Consider the following 15502-nt stretch of genomic DNA (forward strand, 5'->3'; position numbering starts at 1 on the left):
ATAACCATTATAAAACTACAATCCAATGGGAAGAGCATTTGAATATAGAAAAGCTACAAAGCTGAAAAGATGGGGCCACATGGCCAAAACATTTACAAGACTGGGTAAACAAATCGCTATAGCTGTAAAAGCAGGTGGTCCGGAACCCGAAAATAACCCGACCCTACGTGGTGTGATCGCTACTTGTAAGCGTGAAAACATGCCGAAGGATAACATTGAACGCGCCATTAAGAATGCAATGGGTAAAGATACCAGTGACTACAAAGGTATGACTTACGAAGGATATGGTCCTCACGGAGTAGCTGTATTTGTTGATACATTGACAGACAACACTACCCGTACCGTAGCAGATGTGCGTTCAGTATTCAACAAATTCGGTGGAAACTTGGGTACTACCGGTTCCTTAGCTTTCTTGTTCGACCATAAATGTGTATTTACTTTCAAGAAGAAAGAGGGAATGGATATGGAAGAACTGATCCTGGATTTGATTGACTATAATGTAGAGGATGAGTTCGACGAAGATGAAGAAGAAGGAACTATCACCATCTATGGTGATCCGAAGAGCTACGCAGCAATTCAGAAACACTTGGAAGAATGTGGTTTCGAAGAAGTGGGTGGTGATTTCACATATATTCCCAATGACTTAAAAGATGTGACTCCTGAACAACGTGAAACTCTAGACAAGATGGTAGAGCGTCTGGAAGAATTTGATGATGTTCAGACCGTTTATACAAACATGAAACCTGCATCTGAAGAGGAAGAATAAAATGAAAATAACCTATAAGACGCAAGGCACTTGCAGCAGCCACATCGAAGTGGAAGTAGAAGATGACGTTATTCAACAAGTTTTCTTTTGGGGCGGATGCAATGGAAACTTACAAGGTATCAGCCGATTGGTGAAAGGAATGAAAGTGGAAGAGGTCTTACAGAAACTGGAAGGTGTAAGATGCGGAAACCGTTCTACTTCCTGTCCGGATCAATTATGTAAGGCGTTGCGTGAAATGAAACAATAAAAAAGAGGCTGTCTTATCTTGTAATTCAAGTTTGAGACAGCTTCTCTTTTTTTCAATATATTATCTTACTTCCGGATCATTGTTCCGTTTCATTTTCTGTTCTCTTCAAGGCCCTTCAAAGGTTGATGGTCTTTACCTTACCCGGAATGATGGTCAGATGCACCGTTCCATCCTTTTCTATCTCCACCTTCTGATATCTGGCCTCCACCACCACTTTTCCATCCAGCGCCATCACCCCCCACTGGCAGGCATTCCCTTCAAAAGCACAATAACCGCCTACGGGAACACAGATATTCCGGTAGCAGGGAGGCACTACGATGCGATCTCCCCATTTCAGCCCCCACTTCATCCCCATCCGGAAAGGAAGGACATCTTTTATTTCCTCCAGCCTCTTCCGCCTTTTCTCTTCCTCATTCTGTTGCCGTTCCCGCTGTACGCTCTCCGCACGCCGCCCGGCTTCCTTCCTCAGACCTTCCACCACGGAGGCAAAATCCGCCTCGCCCGCCTTAGGAGCATTACAAGCTATATACCGCTTCCCCTTTCCTTTCTCCACACGATAATAGCTTCCTTCCCCGTCCATCACCACAATGCTCCGGTCCGCCAAACAACCACAACACCAGTACACCTCTTCATCATCCCCTTCCAGCACGCAGGCGAAGACATCAAATATAGCAGACCACACAGGATCAACTAGCCGGCAAGACTTCGGAACACGGTAATCCGGTATCTTCAAGTAGAAACCATAAAAACAAAGACTGTCTTTGTGCAAACCATGCATAGAGGTATACGCCTTCCGCGTGCGGCTATGGAAAGTCTCCCCCACCCGCAGCAGCTCTATGCCGCCGTATGAAAAAACCACCGGCCTCTCCTGATAAGTTCTGTTTGTCTTCAAATCGGTATAACAGTCACTCCCATCCTCTTTGGTGACAGAAAGAAGTTCTCCCTTCAGGAATCTCAATCTCCGGCAACAGCCTGTCACCACCATGAGGACTCCGGACTTATCCACCACCCCTGTCCGGCCATCTTTAAAACGGACAGCAGCCCGGTTTGCACAAATATCAAATACTTCCCGGTATTGAGGAATCACTGTGATTTTGTTCCCGCACCTCAAGCCCCACAAACCACTCTGCCGGTCACGACAGGCTTTCAAGGCCGTCCGTTGCTCCCCATCGGCCGGACCGTCCTCTCCCAGACGAACCAAGTCCCCGTTCCGGACAGCATCCAGCAGACGGGCGTGTGTCATCACGACCTCCAGTTCTTCATTCCGCCTGCCATCCTCCGGCAGCGGAACGGACACAGACAGCCCGTTGTCCTCCATCCGTGTCCGGGGCTGAGCATTTCCCGCCATCCGTCCTTCGAACATCGCCTCCCAGTCACGGTCACGGACAGGCAGACCGAATATCCGGTGCAATCCCACATTATCTATCAGCACACATGATTCCTTATTATCCGACTTCCGCAGCCCCCGGCCCACCTGTTGCAGGTATTTCGCCAACGAAAGCGTGGGACGTGCCAGCTGCACGAACTCCACATCGGGACAGTCAAAACCTTCAGAAAAAATATCCACATTGACCAACACGCTGATCTTTCCCCGCCTGAAATCCTCTACCAGTTCCTTGCGTTCCAGAGCGGGGGTCCTGCTGTCGATAGCAACAGACTCCACGCCATGCAGGCTGTAATAAGCCGCAATCTGTCGGGCGTGTGCGATGCTCACGGCATAGACTATCCCTTTCTTCCCGGCGGCATATCGACGGACGCTCTCATACAATTGTCGGATACCGGTCTCCCGATTTAACACCGCATTCATTTCCTTTACCTGATAATCCCCGTCCGCACCCCGTTTCTTCAACGAGTCAATCAGTCGCTGTTCACTGCTGTTCGCACGGATGGACACATAGTCAAATGACGACAACCAGCCCCTCCCGATAAATTCCGCAATGCTCCATGAGGTAATCAGGGTATCAAACAAATCCGTGAATCCCTTGCGGCTCAGCCGGCAGGGAGTAGCAGTCATGCCCAGTTTCCTCGCCTCCGGATATCTCTTCCAAAGCTCCCGGTAGGTTTCCGCCAGGGCATGATGCGCCTCGTCAATGACGATCAAATCCGGCTGTCCGTCCATAATCTTCCGGTTTCGTGACAACCACTGGATGGAAAATACCCTCACCCTCCCGGATTCTTCCGGCATACTGTCTTTCCCCGTCCTTCCGTTCTTTGCCGACTTGTCCGGTTCTTTTCCCATTCCATACCGGGCTACGGTTTCCTCTATCTGCTCTACCAGCTCCCTGCGGTGTGCCACTATCCACACCCGCATACCGACACCGCCACCACAAAGAAACTCTTTCACCACCGCAGCCAGCAGATGTGTCTTTCCCGTGCCTGTAGGCATTTGTACCATCACACTCCGGTGAAGCTCCCACTCTTCAAAGAGCCTGAGCTTCATCTCCTGCTGGTAGTCACGAAGACAATCGTTCCTTGCCATGTATCATCCCTTATTTCAGATGTATCCTGAATACCATCCCTGCACTGGGATACTTACATTGGGTCAGTTCCACCACACCACTAATATAATCCTTCCAAAAGTTATACCCGATACCACAATTCACCGAATAACTATCGTATTCCGCTATCACATTCAGCCCATTCACAGCCTTCATCCAAAAAGAGGTAGCCGGCAGGGCAAACTGAAAATTCACCCCCGCCACAGGTCCGTTCCGGTGATAATCCAGCCGCTTGTTATAGACATAACCGAAGTGCATCCCCAACTCCCCCACATTCTTCACCCCGAAGTGCTTGGTGGCAGCTATGTAATAGCGGTTCCAGTGTCCGTTACCCACCGAAGACGTACCCGTAAAACCATAATCGTCCTTATCGGGGTCGCCCAGCACATCGTTGGTGGACGGATCGTTCGCCCCCACCACTATCTGCGGTGTCCACTCCTTCCACCATCCCTCCTTCCATACACGCAGCCGGGCGGAAAACTGGCGGTCCTGATTGCGGAACTTATATGAATAACCATACTGGGGCAATCCTATTTTGTGCAGCGTACAGGTATAGCCCACTTCCAGCCACGGAAAGAGGGTGATGTTTATGTAGTAATTCCACGTGTCATAATTCCAATGCTTCGGGGTAGCCGCCACTTGCAGATAGGAAAACCCGCACAGAAAAGTCTTGTCGCGCTGCATATCCGCGCTGGGGGCGTGAAGAAGCCCCGTGGTGCCATATACATATTGTGCCTGCGTATGCTGCAAACCTGCTACCATCAATAATGCCGCCGCACAAATCAGTTTTTTTATCATCATCCGTTTTATTCTTATTTCAACAAACCCTCATAAACTCCCATCACCTGCTTTGCAATCTTGTCCCAATCATACGGAGCCATATCATACTGCACACTATGATAATCCTCGTCTATCACCTTCTGCAATCGAGCGGCAAGAGCATCCACATCTCCACAATGAAAATAGCAGTCAGAAGAAAGGCCTACCTCCAGATTGGCAGGAATATTACTCACCACCACCGGCAAGTGATAACTCATAGCCTCCAATAATGCAATAGGCAACCCTTCGTGCGATGAAGGCAGGCAATAACAGCGAGCATTTGTCAGCAACGAGTGCAACTTACGTCCCTTCACGAATCCCGTCAGCACCACGCCTGCCTCTTGCGCCATCTTCTTCAACCCCAGTGAATATTCATCTTCAAAATCCGTATCGCCCGCCAGCACTAACTTACAATCTCCAGCTTCCAACTTCTTGAAAGCTTCTATCAGGTGGTGCAGGTTTTTCTCCGGCACAAAACGACACATGCCAAGGATGTACTTTCCTTTCTCAATACCCAGTTCTTCAAAATAGTCGGGATAGTCGCAAATTTCAGGCTTCGGCACACCATTGTAAATCAGATGTACCCTCTCACGTCGATGGTACTTCCGGGCAATCAGATCCTGAATTACTTCAGATATGACGATTACATCATCTGCAAACCTGCACCCCAACCGCTCCCCCAGTTTCAGCACACTTTTGGCGGCAAAGCCCCACTTGTCACGGTCATAGTCGGGCCCGTGATGCGTGAACACCACCTTCATGCCGAGCATCTTTGCATATGGCACTAACAGCGCAGGTCCGATGGCATGAATATGCACCACGTCCGCTCCCAGCTTTTTCGCCTTGTTTACAGCCCGAAACGTATGGACAACCGCTTCGTATGATTTCCTTTTCGGTGCGCTGATATCCACCAGCTTCACCCCCTTCCACTCGGTGAGAGAATCTCTCACATAATCTTTGCGGCGGATGAGAGTGGTGTCCACACCTTTGGCTGCTATGCGCGGAAATAATTCCTCGCAATGCGTCTCTACGCCACCCATGATATCGGGGATACCACGGGTACCGGTAACTACTAGTTTCATCAAAATTTAGATTATTATTAATGAAGGCTACAATCCGAATAGGACAGCCACAATGCATTTAGCCTCATTTCCTGATACAGGAAATGAGGAGATAAGTTTTATCGGTAAATATTAGTTATTAAGAAACCACGCCAAATCCCTCAACAACCAGACAAAGGCAACTTCGCCCCAATTATTTGGCTTTCTATAAAAAATTATTCAATTCTTCTACAAGCCTATAAACAGTAGTAGAAGACTCTTGTTGTGCCGGATTATTCCCATCAAATTGTTTCATGATAGTTTTAGCGTGATTAATGGCTTGTTCTTGTTTAAGAAATAAAGCATTAAACATTTTAGAGCTTACGCCCGACTTCTTTGTATAAGCAAATCCGAGCAAAGTACTCAACATTTTTTCATATCTGGAACGATGCAAAGCCCCCTGATACAGATTGAAGTGAAGCAAGAACCAAAATTCAAAAGCCTGGTTGCTATAAGCCACTTCAAAACCATTCTGGCGAGCTGACAGGATTGCGGAGTTAAAGTCATTTTCTGGAAAATCATCTTTGTCAAAGACCACCCAATTCTGATTGTATGTCCTTCCTCTTTGCCTTTCCTGCTCTTTTATATTGATAGCTTTCTGTACTAATGCTAATGTCCCCATGCCTTGACCGATAGCTTTCACAGTGGCAGAAGTCAAGCGGAAGGCATTAAAGTAGTCTGGTTCAGTATTAACCCCCTCGCAAATAATCAGAAATGTTTGTTTCACTTCACGCACACCACTGATACGGGTTATCTTTCTTTCGATACGCGGATTCATATTTTTCCTTTTTGTAGCCGCCATAGTTTATTTTTCTTGCGTATTAAACAAACGGGTTAAATCTCCGACAATTGGAATAGCTCCATACTTTCCGGACAGGTAATCTTTTTCAAACGAAGCATCATTACGAACTTTATACTCTGCCAATGAATAAAGTTCGGTTGCTCCATAACGGTCTTTTTGTGTAAACCAAATCTGATCTCGTCGGAATATATTAGCACTCAACAAGTTTGTATCGTGGGTAGTGAAAATCAATTGGGCATTTTTCGGATTTGTTTCTTTTGAATTAAACAAGGTAATAATTCTACACGTAAGAAGTGGATGCATTTTGGAATCAAATTCATCTATAATCAGACGCTTCCCATTATCCAAAGCATCAATAATGGGATATGCTAAAGAAAAATACTTTATTGTACCTTCCGATTCATTTTTCCTGAATGGGAAGGTAACAGCTTTGACTTCATTACCTTCATCATCGTATTGTGTATGCGTACTGACAATAGTATTATCAATTTTTTCAATATTTTCAATACCTAAATCAGCATAACGGGAAAACTCCACAATTCGCTGTTTCATTGTGATGTCATCCAGTTGGATGGTGGCGGTATTCCATATCTTCTCATCATTAGAACCTGAAATAATAGTGGTATCGTTCAACCATTTCATGATCTCCACTGCCGTCGGATCATTGAATTGTGCCGCAACAGAAAGTAATAGTGCATTTGCTCTCACCATTCGTTTACCTGCAAGCTCTTTACCAACGGCAAACTTGGTATGAATATCAAAACTGTCTTTTTCCCGGTAGAATAATTCCACCTCCTTAGCCCTTTTCTTATTAGCTTTTTGATAGAGCCATTCCGAATGTACCGATGAATTGTCAGCTTCAAAACCATAACGATATTGATTATCCTCATCACAGAATATGGCTTCAAAATAACTTGGTTCACCTGCTGTAAGCGAATTTAACCGGAAACTTTCTATATTGACACGTTCCCCTGCCTGAATATCCTTCGATGAATTTATCACATACCACTTGAAGAACTCAAATGCTTTAATGAAATTGGATTTACCGGATGCATTGGCACCGTAAACAACCGCACTCTTCATTAACAATAATCCGGCAGTCCCTACACTAAAGATTATATCTTCAGCCGGAACCTGTATTTCTTTCAAAGCCGATGCCGCTAATGACAATGTAGACTGTTCTTTAAAAGATAGAAAATTTCCTATTGTAAATTGAATAATCATACTTTAATCGCTTCATTCGAGATTTTATCACAAATATAGCTTTTATTTTTCATATAAGGATAACTATCAAGTGAATTATATTATTTTATGTCTAATAACATGTAACAGTTCCTCGCAATGCGTCTCTACGCCACCCATGATATCGGGGATACCACGGGTGCCGGTAACTACTAGTTTCATCAGAATTTCTCCCTTAAATCACCTTGACAAGAGTCTTGCCCTACATCGCACCATTTCGGTTCTAGACAAATATCTTTCCCTTGCAGTGACTTCAGTTTATTAACCAACGCCCACTTCAACGGATACTTAATATACTTGTGCATCACAGGACTGGCAGTTCCCACCATCCAGCAGTTTTTGGGACAACGGCGCACCATGGCGCGAACCTCCTGTGCCTGCTCACTCTCCCATATAGTCATAAAGTCGGGAGTTTCATGAATGTTTCCCATCGACTTCTTCCAATACTTCTCTTCCAGCCCATTACAAGGATATACATCACCAAAGGGATCAATGAAGAAGTTAGCCGAACCGGCCTCACAAGGCAACATACGGCGACCGCCTTCAATATAATTTATCAGTCCCATATTGAACCAGGCACGGAACCAGCTCTTCGGATGACGCTCCTTCAGCTGCCATTCTATCAGTTGCTTGAAGTCACCACACACCTCATTTTTATTAGTGATTACATTGTCTTCTTTGTGGAAGTAGTACGAATTATGAAAAGCAGCTGTGGCGAACTCCATCCCCAAGCTCTTGCTCAGTTGGTAGAGCGAAAGCATGTCTTTAGAATTATTGTTAGACACCGTGCAACCGAAACCGATATCTTTCAGCCCCATTTCCTTCAATGTCAGCAGTGTACGAAGTCCCTTGTCGAAGCCACCCGCATGTCCACGCAGTTCATCGTTCTTACAACTCAATCCCTCGATAGAGATGCGGATGCCGATATTTGGAAACTTCTTTGCCAGCGCCACCACACGATCCTCAAACCATCCGCTGGTCGAAATGACAATACGGTCGGTATGCCGGTAGCATTCCTCCACAATCTCCGCCAAATCCTCGCGGACGAAAGGTTCGCCACCCGTCAGGTTGATAAACTTCAACTTAGGCAGTGTTCTCAAATCACTCGCTTTTATCTCTTCGCTTTTGTTGGTGGGATTAAACCAGATGTTGCACATCTTGCACTTCATGGGACAACGATAAGTCAGGATGATACTTGCATCCGTAGGAGTAGGAACAGTTTTTTGATAAGCCATAAACATTATAATATTTTTACATTTTATACACTGTGATTATTTCATTATAATACCTTTCCGCATTATATCGCTTATGTGAAGCGGCAGCAATCTTAGCATTGTTGAAAGTCCGACCGTACATCGCTTCAATTTTTTCCTTTAAGTCGGCCGTATGGCGGCTTTCGAAAGTCATGCCCGTTTCCTCTGATATCAATTCAGGGATACCTCCAATCCGGGCACCCAGCACCGGAGTGCCCAGGCACTGAGCTTCTATGACCGAAAGTGGATTGTTCTCGTACCATTCCGATGGGATGACCGAGAAACGGGCTTTGCCCACCAAGCGCTTGATTTCGCTCCACTGTTTAAAGCCTGCCAGCTCAATGTGCTTGCCTGCCATAGACTTCAACTCGTCTTCCAAAGGCCCTCCCCCAATTACCACCAGTTTATGTTGCGGCAACGCATTGGCCGCTTCAATCAGAGTCTTGGCACCTTTCTCGTGCGAAAGGCGGCCGATAAAGCAATAATAATCATCACGTTGACTGTAATCATCGGCCACACATGGGGCTACATCGATAAAATTGCACAATGTGTGCAACTTTGCAGCAGCAAATCCCCCCTGCTTCATCTTGTCGCGCATAAATTGTGAAGGACAGACGAAAGCGTCCGTGCAGTTCTCCAAGCGCTCCCGGTGCCATTTCATTGCCTCACCATAAGAGAGGAAACTTGCTACTTTCGAGTTTTTCATGCATTTATATTCCAACACCTTGTGCTTGTCTGCAAAGCAGGATTCACATACCGTTTCCCCATTTCGCAAACAATCGTATCGAGGGCACAGCAATTTATAGTCGTGCAGGGTCCACACCACCTTTATACCTCTTTCGTGCGCCATCTCTGCAATGACCGGCGAAAGTTGCGAATGGATGTTGTTGAGATGTACCACATCCGGATGGAAATCATCGAGCAGCGCATTGAACTTCCGCTGTACCTCTCGCGTGCCAAACGGTCTCATCAGTGCTTCAATCATGCCCGTTCCGAGTTTGAACTTCACCTCAGAAGGAAAATACTTGCTCCATTGAGTTTCCAGATTTTCAGGGTAGTCCATGGCAAACACAGCCACTTCGTGACCGTGCGCTTTGAGCAGTTGCTCCAAGTTGAGTGTATGGACACAGTCACCGCCCCGGCGGTAATAGAATTTATTAGCCAGTAAGATTTTCATATATCAACATTAATTATATGACCTGCAAGATTTTCAAGGCTGCAAAGCCTGATTAAGTTATTTTGTTATACACTTTAAGGGTAAAGAATATCGATCAATTCTCACATCTGACATTCGCACAACTCCGCCAGTTTTTCCATCGATCTCTCCCGCTCTCTATGCATTATCTCATTCACTTTAGCATAGTCAATCTGCCGGTCTACCAATGAGAAGTCGTTAAAATCTGTGACAATTCGGTCTTCCAGTCCTGTCAGTTGAAGTATACTTTGATTTCGTGCTCCGGTCTTGTTATTGGGCAGCACTTCCAGAAATGGAGTATTGAAGTTGATGGCAAAAGCTGTTCCATGAAAACTGTCGGTAAGCATGTAACGGGCATTCTTGATATACGAAAGGAATGTACCTATTTCCGGACAAAACACCAATCTGCCCCCTCGGGCTAACTGGTGAAGCGTAGGAGACACACGTACTAACGGCAGACCGGCATGAGCGGCAAAACGCTTGGCATAATCGTCCAACCGGGGATTGTTATGTATTTCATAAATCAATACATACTCTTTTTTCACATCTTCTTCAATATACTCACTCCACTGACCGGAGTCGAGCAATAAAGTAGGATCCAGTACTTGTCCTCCACAGTCAATCCCCCACTCCTCCAAAAGCTTCACGGCACTGCTTTCACGTACAGTAAGCGCATCATATTTTGACAGTAACCGCTTATAAGATGCAATAATAATGTCCGAAAACTCAGTGCGGCCAAAGCTGCCTGCATACGATACCTTACGTATACCTTCCTTTACAAAAGAAAGAAAATAGGCTTCATCATATCCTCCATCCAGCAACGGTCCCCATACCTGGTCACTACCCGTCATAAACACATCCGCTTGAAGCGACTCCAACTCCTCCATTGAATAGCAACGGGGAGTCAGCTTTAGATACCGCCTACGCATTTTATCGAAACGTAACGCCGCTATTTTCTCACCCGGATACCGCAAAGCCACGTATGCCATACGTTTAAACAAACTGTTTTTCCATAATGATTTTCCTTGCAGCGATGTGAGAATTCCTTGCAGTCCCACCTCATCGCGTTTCCAATAATCAATAATCTCACACTGATGTCCCAAAGATTCAATCACCCGGAGGGTTGCAATGGACTGCAACAACGAACCGTAATTATTGGGCGTATGTCTGGTAATCACTTTAATTTGCATCGTTAAAAAGAATGAAGGGTTATTTTAGTATTCTGTTTCTTAAATCGGGCAGTTTAGCAAGAGTCCGATAGCAGATAATGGGTAAGCGAGGCAGCATTTCCACCACCATGCGCAACAATCTTTGCTGCCTCCGTTCCGCACGGACTGCACGGACATAACGTTTCTTACAAGGTCTGCCCCTGTAGACCGGCTCGGTCACTTGTTTGCGCCACACATCCTTGAGCGAAAGTGCAGGCTCCACTTCGGAAAATGACCGGGGTTCCAGATTCAGGGAAACACATTGTTGAAGCAATTCATCCCCCTTCTGAGTATGAACCGTTACCAAAGTCTCTCCCAACTCATTGTGCGAGCAGATAGTCCAAGGATCCATCAGCGTGATGTCCGCTCCTGCTTCCATACCAAAAGAATCCCCACAGATGCCGCATCCAGGCACCGTCCACAATCGTTTACCGAACGGGATTTGAGCTGCCCTATTCCAGGGCAGCTCAAATCCGTCCACTCTCACGATTCCCGGCCAACCATCTCCGCGATAGCGGGGTCGGAATTTTAAATTTGGAGGAACGGACGTACCCATCATCTTAGCCAGGAAACGTGTGGAGTCCAGTGTTTTCTGTTGCTTACAAAAGATACACACCCGGACAACCTCATCGCATTTATCCTTTATGATGGAGTTCAAGGCTCTCAACTGGCAGGCCGTCCCCACTAACATCAATCGCTTGCAAGGTTGAATCCGGTCAATTTCCGTGCAAGCCATCACGGAGTGATACACGGAATTTGGCATATCTCCGAATGAAGGAATATGCTCACGGGTATAAAACTCACCTTGGGCAAAAGGGAAAGAATCTGTACACTTCAACGAATAAGCCCCGTCTACCATGCCATTCTTTAAGGAATCGATGATCAATGTTTTACATACACCACCCGAAGAAGATTCCCTACGGATACGGTTGTCCGCATGATATCCCAAGTAGTATTTCTTTTGTGCAAAGCCATCAAAATAGCCTTCGTAACCATACTCTTTGTTAGCCGGACAACTTCTCACACATTTGCCGCAAGCGATACAAAGCGCAGCATTTATCTTTATATCGTGCAACCCGTCATGCCGCAAAGATAATGAAATGGCATTTTCAGGACACACCGCATAACAAATGCCGCACTGCTGGCACCGGTCAAATGTGTAAGACAGTTTTTTTTGATTTAGTTTTAACATGGCAAAGAAGAATATATAGACCTATTTTCTTGAAAGCAAATAGCCGGCAGGCATAAACGCCAGCACAAGGCATTTGCCGATAAACGAATACACGTCAGTGATGAGTGTACGATAGAAACACTCCATGGTAGCTTCACGTTGATAAGCGGGAGTGAAAATCGTCATCCAATGCACATCGGCAGAAAATGCTTTTTCACTCATGCACGTCCATACAGATTGTTTGTTTTGACTCTTCATTGTAACTTTTATTTTATCAATTTTAAATTATCTTTCTGGTCATTCTCTCCTCACATTATTTATCTGCGTACGAATATTACCCGTGGACGTCCCCGACTTGAACGTCAGGAACTGCTGGAGCGCCTCTATGAAATCCTTGCTTACCATACGTTCGGCAGTAAGGATGGTATGCTTATGCATATCATTCACCACAAGGTTCGCCAAGTCCGACGCACTGCGGCAATCAGCTATGCGGCGGATGATATCATTCAGTTCCCAGTCATCAGAGTAGTAAATGCACAACGTGCCACGGGCAATACGCACTGCCTCATCCTCCTCTTTCTCTTCCATACCATTGTTCTGTGTTCTCACATGGGCGAACTCAGCACCATAAAAATTTTGCACTACCTCTGTAGCGTTGGGCAGTATTTGATTGTTACCGCCATGAATGTTGATAACAACACTTGCCCTCGCAGTATTTTGAGATTCTTTAGTCTCGTTTTTCATTATCGTTTTATCTTGATTTCTAATTATTCCCGATTATTTTAAATCATAGAGTGATTATTTTAAATCGCTATTGTCCTCCTGAAAATTTACTCTGTACTTTGCAGACACAAAATTCTACGCTACACATTATGAATAAAGATTTTTTTAAATCAAGCAACCCATCGCGCTTCCACTCCCTGCGCGACACCCGGCCTGAACCCACCACCTGGCAGGTTCTTTTCAAGGAGATAACCAACAGCACCCACACCACCGCCACCCGTCATTACCGCGCCCATCTGGCCACGCTGTCCGACATCGAGGCGACAGGCGACGCGCAGCAGCTGGAGCAGTGGAAGCTCACCAAAAGCAACATGAAGAACGCACAGCCGGCATTCATCCCCTCCGTCCTGCTGGAGGGAGGGAGAACCTACGCCCATGTCAAGGGATTCACGGGATTTATCATGGTGGACATAGACGGCATCCCCCCCGAGCGATTCGCCGCCATCCTGACTTTGGTAAAGGAGGATATTCATTCCTTTTTGGTGTACATCACCATCTCGGGATGCGGCATCCGGGTCATCAGCCACGTGGAGGGCGGAGTGACCAAGGCCAACTACCGCATGGTATGGGAGTGGGTGAACGACCATTACGCTCGCCTGTGCGGAGTGGAGATTGACGGACAATGCAAGAACGCCACGCGCATGTCGGTCCTCTGCCACGACCCCGAAGCCCTGCTCCGCCCCGAAGCCTCCTCCTTCCACACCAGCGGAATGAAGCCCCGCGAGAAGCCGAAGCGCGGTACTGCCGTGACCGTGACGGCGGAACGTGCCTACAAGATTATCCGTGCACAGTTGGAAGAGGAAGGAATAGCATACGCACCGGGCAGCTACAACGACTACGTAAGCCGTTGTTTCTATCATACCAACCGCTGCGGTGTTCCGCAGGCGGACGCCGAGGCATGGGCCCTCCGGACTTTTCCCGATTATCCGCGCGAGCAGCTGCTGCCCATCATAAAGAGTTGTTACTCGCTCACGATGGAGTTCAACACCGTCCCCCTGCCCCGTTCCGTCCGAAAAAAGGAGAAAGAGAATGATTCCTCTCATAAGAAGGCCACCGTGGAGGAGATGGAGGAGTTTATCAACAGCTATATGAAGTTCCGGATGAACATGCTTACCCACCAGATTGAGACACAACTGATTGCTGATGCGTACACCGACCGTCCCGAAGCTTCCGCCTGCCACTGGCAGCGGCTCACCGACCACATCGAGAACTCCCTGTGGTGCGCTATGCAACACCATGGCATGGCGGTCAACCTGAACGAGCTGCATACGCTGCTCGGCAGTGATTTCGTCAAGGAATATCATCCGTTGAAAGAGTATCTGGACGGTCTGCCGCCCTGGGACGGAGAGACCGACTACATCGGCCGGCTGGCCGCCATGGTGCATGTCAAGGAAAGTCCGCACAGTCCGTTGCAGCAGGACAAAAGCCGGGAACGGAACGACCTCTCCGAAACTCCCGTCCGCTTTGCCGACATCCTGAAACGGTGGATGGTGTCCATGATTGCCGCCGCCCTGGACGAGACCGTGGTGAACCAGGTGATCCTCACCCTGATAGGGCGGCAAGGCAGTTACAAGACCTCGTTCATGCAGCATATTCTGCCGCCCGTATTGTCCGAATATTACACCACAAAGAGCAACTCTAGCCGCATGACCAAAGACGACCTGTTCACCATGACCGAGAACCTGGTGATCAATCTGGAGGAGATCGATACCATGCCCCCCTCGGAGCTGAACCAGCTGAAGGCGATGGTGACGCAACGCTACGTGGACGAGCGCCGAGCCTACGGACGCAACAAGGTGCACCTGCCCCATGTAGCCTCGTTCGTAGCCACCGGGAACAATCTCCAGTTCCTCACCGACGACACGGGGAACCGGCGATGGCTGCCCTTCGAGGTGGAGGACATAGACAGCCCGTGGGAAGCGGACATCCCCTACGAGGGCATCTACAGCCAGACGTACGCGCTCTACCAGGATGTAAATTTCCGTTACTGGTTTACCGATAAAGAGATCCAGCAGCTGCGCGGCCATGTGCAGCAGTTTGAGGTGCCCCGTCCGGAGTACGAACTGATCCTGACCTACTACCGCAAGCCCGTGGGGCTGGAACGGGGAGTCTATACCACCAGCAGCCAGATCATCGGTCGTTTCGGCAACACCTCGCTGCGGCTGAGTCTCCAGAAGGTGGGCCGTGCCATGCGCGAGCTGGGCTTCCGACAGGTAAAGGCCTCCAACGCAAACTATTGGGTGGTGGTGGAGCGCACTACCGAGGAGGTACAGCACTTGCTGCCGGCCGAAACGGAACAGGCGGATCCCCCCGGCGAAAAGCCTTCCGAAGAGAATACCGAACTCCCCTTCTGACACCCTTAGTGGAGGATATGGAGGATATTTTTCAAACTTTCCATTATATGAAAGTAAGAAGTAT

General features: G+C 47.5%; 14 protein-coding genes. 3 read left to right on the forward strand and 11 right to left on the reverse strand.

Annotation, left to right across the window (positions count from 1 at the left end):
* Positions 1 to 25: 25 nt before the first annotated feature.
* Complete coding sequence (locus GKD17_RS12350; protein ID WP_005839937.1) at positions 26 to 766, forward strand: YebC/PmpR family DNA-binding transcriptional regulator; 741 nt, start codon at positions 26 to 28, stop codon at positions 764 to 766.
* A 1-nt stretch (position 767) separates the two neighbouring features.
* Positions 768 to 1013 (forward strand): TIGR03905 family TSCPD domain-containing protein, encoded by a 246-nt coding sequence (locus GKD17_RS12355; RefSeq protein ID WP_007835123.1) that lies wholly within the window; start codon positions 768 to 770, stop codon positions 1011 to 1013.
* Between the two features lie 115 nt (positions 1014 to 1128).
* Here the strand turns inward: GKD17_RS12355 and GKD17_RS12360 are convergent, their stop codons facing one another.
* The 11 genes from GKD17_RS12360 to GKD17_RS12410 form a co-directional block, all read right to left on the reverse strand.
* Positions 1129 to 3492: a DEAD/DEAH box helicase gene (locus tag GKD17_RS12360; RefSeq protein ID WP_170272831.1), complete on the reverse strand. Its 2364-nt coding sequence runs from the start codon at positions 3490 to 3492 to the stop codon at positions 1129 to 1131.
* A gap of 10 nt (positions 3493 to 3502) precedes the next feature.
* Positions 3503 to 4312, reverse strand: a complete 810-nt coding sequence (locus tag GKD17_RS12365) for a YjbH domain-containing protein (RefSeq protein ID WP_007835117.1) — start codon at positions 4310 to 4312, stop codon at positions 3503 to 3505.
* A gap of 11 nt (positions 4313 to 4323) precedes the next feature.
* Complete coding sequence (locus GKD17_RS12370; RefSeq protein ID WP_007835111.1) at positions 4324 to 5412, reverse strand: glycosyltransferase family 4 protein; 1089 nt, start codon at positions 5410 to 5412, stop codon at positions 4324 to 4326.
* A 184-nt stretch (positions 5413 to 5596) separates the two neighbouring features.
* On the reverse strand, positions 5597 to 6232 hold the full coding sequence (locus tag GKD17_RS12375; protein ID WP_005852674.1) for an RloB family protein: 636 nt from the start codon (positions 6230 to 6232) through the stop codon (positions 5597 to 5599).
* A gap of 3 nt (positions 6233 to 6235) precedes the next feature.
* On the reverse strand, positions 6236 to 7456 hold the full coding sequence (locus GKD17_RS12380; RefSeq protein WP_007835107.1) for an AAA family ATPase: 1221 nt from the start codon (positions 7454 to 7456) through the stop codon (positions 6236 to 6238).
* A gap of 179 nt (positions 7457 to 7635) precedes the next feature.
* Positions 7636 to 8709: a radical SAM protein gene (locus tag GKD17_RS12385; protein ID WP_032936300.1), complete on the reverse strand. Its 1074-nt coding sequence runs from the start codon at positions 8707 to 8709 to the stop codon at positions 7636 to 7638.
* 16 nt (positions 8710 to 8725) lie between these two features.
* A complete protein-coding gene (locus GKD17_RS12390; protein WP_007835105.1) occupies positions 8726 to 9904 on the reverse strand; it encodes a glycosyltransferase in 1179 nt (392 codons plus the stop codon).
* A 101-nt stretch (positions 9905 to 10005) separates the two neighbouring features.
* Positions 10006 to 11100 carry a polysaccharide pyruvyl transferase family protein gene (locus GKD17_RS12395; RefSeq protein ID WP_235778235.1) on the reverse strand — a complete coding sequence of 365 codons (1095 nt, stop codon included), beginning with the start codon at positions 11098 to 11100 and terminating at the stop codon, positions 10006 to 10008.
* A gap of 31 nt (positions 11101 to 11131) precedes the next feature.
* Entirely contained in the window at positions 11132 to 12322 is a 1191-nt protein-coding gene (locus GKD17_RS12400) for a 4Fe-4S dicluster domain-containing protein (protein WP_007835101.1), read from the reverse strand.
* A 21-nt stretch (positions 12323 to 12343) separates the two neighbouring features.
* Positions 12344 to 12559 carry a hypothetical protein gene (locus GKD17_RS12405; RefSeq protein ID WP_007835099.1) on the reverse strand — a complete coding sequence of 72 codons (216 nt, stop codon included), beginning with the start codon at positions 12557 to 12559 and terminating at the stop codon, positions 12344 to 12346.
* Between the two features lie 39 nt (positions 12560 to 12598).
* On the reverse strand, positions 12599 to 13045 hold the full coding sequence (locus GKD17_RS12410; protein ID WP_005852686.1) for a hypothetical protein: 447 nt from the start codon (positions 13043 to 13045) through the stop codon (positions 12599 to 12601).
* 128 nt (positions 13046 to 13173) lie between these two features.
* Here GKD17_RS12410 and GKD17_RS12415 point away from each other — a divergent pair, with 128 nt between their 5' ends.
* Positions 13174 to 15438 (forward strand): VapE domain-containing protein, encoded by a 2265-nt coding sequence (locus GKD17_RS12415; RefSeq protein ID WP_007835098.1) that lies wholly within the window; start codon positions 13174 to 13176, stop codon positions 15436 to 15438.
* Positions 15439 to 15502 lie beyond the last annotated feature (64 nt).

The sequence above is a fragment of the Phocaeicola dorei genome, assembly GCF_013009555.1.
GTDB classification, from domain to species: domain Bacteria; phylum Bacteroidota; class Bacteroidia; order Bacteroidales; family Bacteroidaceae; genus Phocaeicola; species Phocaeicola dorei.

Excerpts from the sequence above, each read along its gene's own strand:
- GKD17_RS12405 (WP_007835099.1), bottom strand. The coding sequence starts at position 12,559 with ATGAAGAGTCAAAACAAACAATCTGTATGGACGTGCATGAGTGAAAAA.
- GKD17_RS12390 (WP_007835105.1), bottom strand. The coding sequence starts at position 9,904 with ATGAAAATCTTACTGGCTAATAAATTCTATTACCGCCGGGGCGGTGAC.
- GKD17_RS12380 (WP_007835107.1), bottom strand. The coding sequence starts at position 7,456 with ATGATTATTCAATTTACAATAGGAAATTTTCTATCTTTTAAAGAACAG.
- GKD17_RS12355 (WP_007835123.1), top strand. The coding sequence starts at position 768 with ATGAAAATAACCTATAAGACGCAAGGCACTTGCAGCAGCCACATCGAA.
- GKD17_RS12375 (WP_005852674.1), bottom strand. The coding sequence starts at position 6,232 with ATGGCGGCTACAAAAAGGAAAAATATGAATCCGCGTATCGAAAGAAAG.
- GKD17_RS12410 (WP_005852686.1), bottom strand. The coding sequence starts at position 13,045 with ATGAAAAACGAGACTAAAGAATCTCAAAATACTGCGAGGGCAAGTGTT.
- GKD17_RS12400 (WP_007835101.1), bottom strand. The coding sequence starts at position 12,322 with ATGTTAAAACTAAATCAAAAAAAACTGTCTTACACATTTGACCGGTGC.
- GKD17_RS12370 (WP_007835111.1), bottom strand. The coding sequence starts at position 5,412 with ATGAAACTAGTAGTTACCGGTACCCGTGGTATCCCCGATATCATGGGT.
- GKD17_RS12360 (WP_170272831.1), bottom strand. The coding sequence starts at position 3,492 with ATGGCAAGGAACGATTGTCTTCGTGACTACCAGCAGGAGATGAAGCTC.
- GKD17_RS12350 (WP_005839937.1), top strand. The coding sequence starts at position 26 with ATGGGAAGAGCATTTGAATATAGAAAAGCTACAAAGCTGAAAAGATGG.
- GKD17_RS12385 (WP_032936300.1), bottom strand. The coding sequence starts at position 8,709 with ATGGCTTATCAAAAAACTGTTCCTACTCCTACGGATGCAAGTATCATC.
- GKD17_RS12415 (WP_007835098.1), top strand. The coding sequence starts at position 13,174 with ATGAATAAAGATTTTTTTAAATCAAGCAACCCATCGCGCTTCCACTCC.
- GKD17_RS12365 (WP_007835117.1), bottom strand. The coding sequence starts at position 4,312 with ATGATGATAAAAAAACTGATTTGTGCGGCGGCATTATTGATGGTAGCA.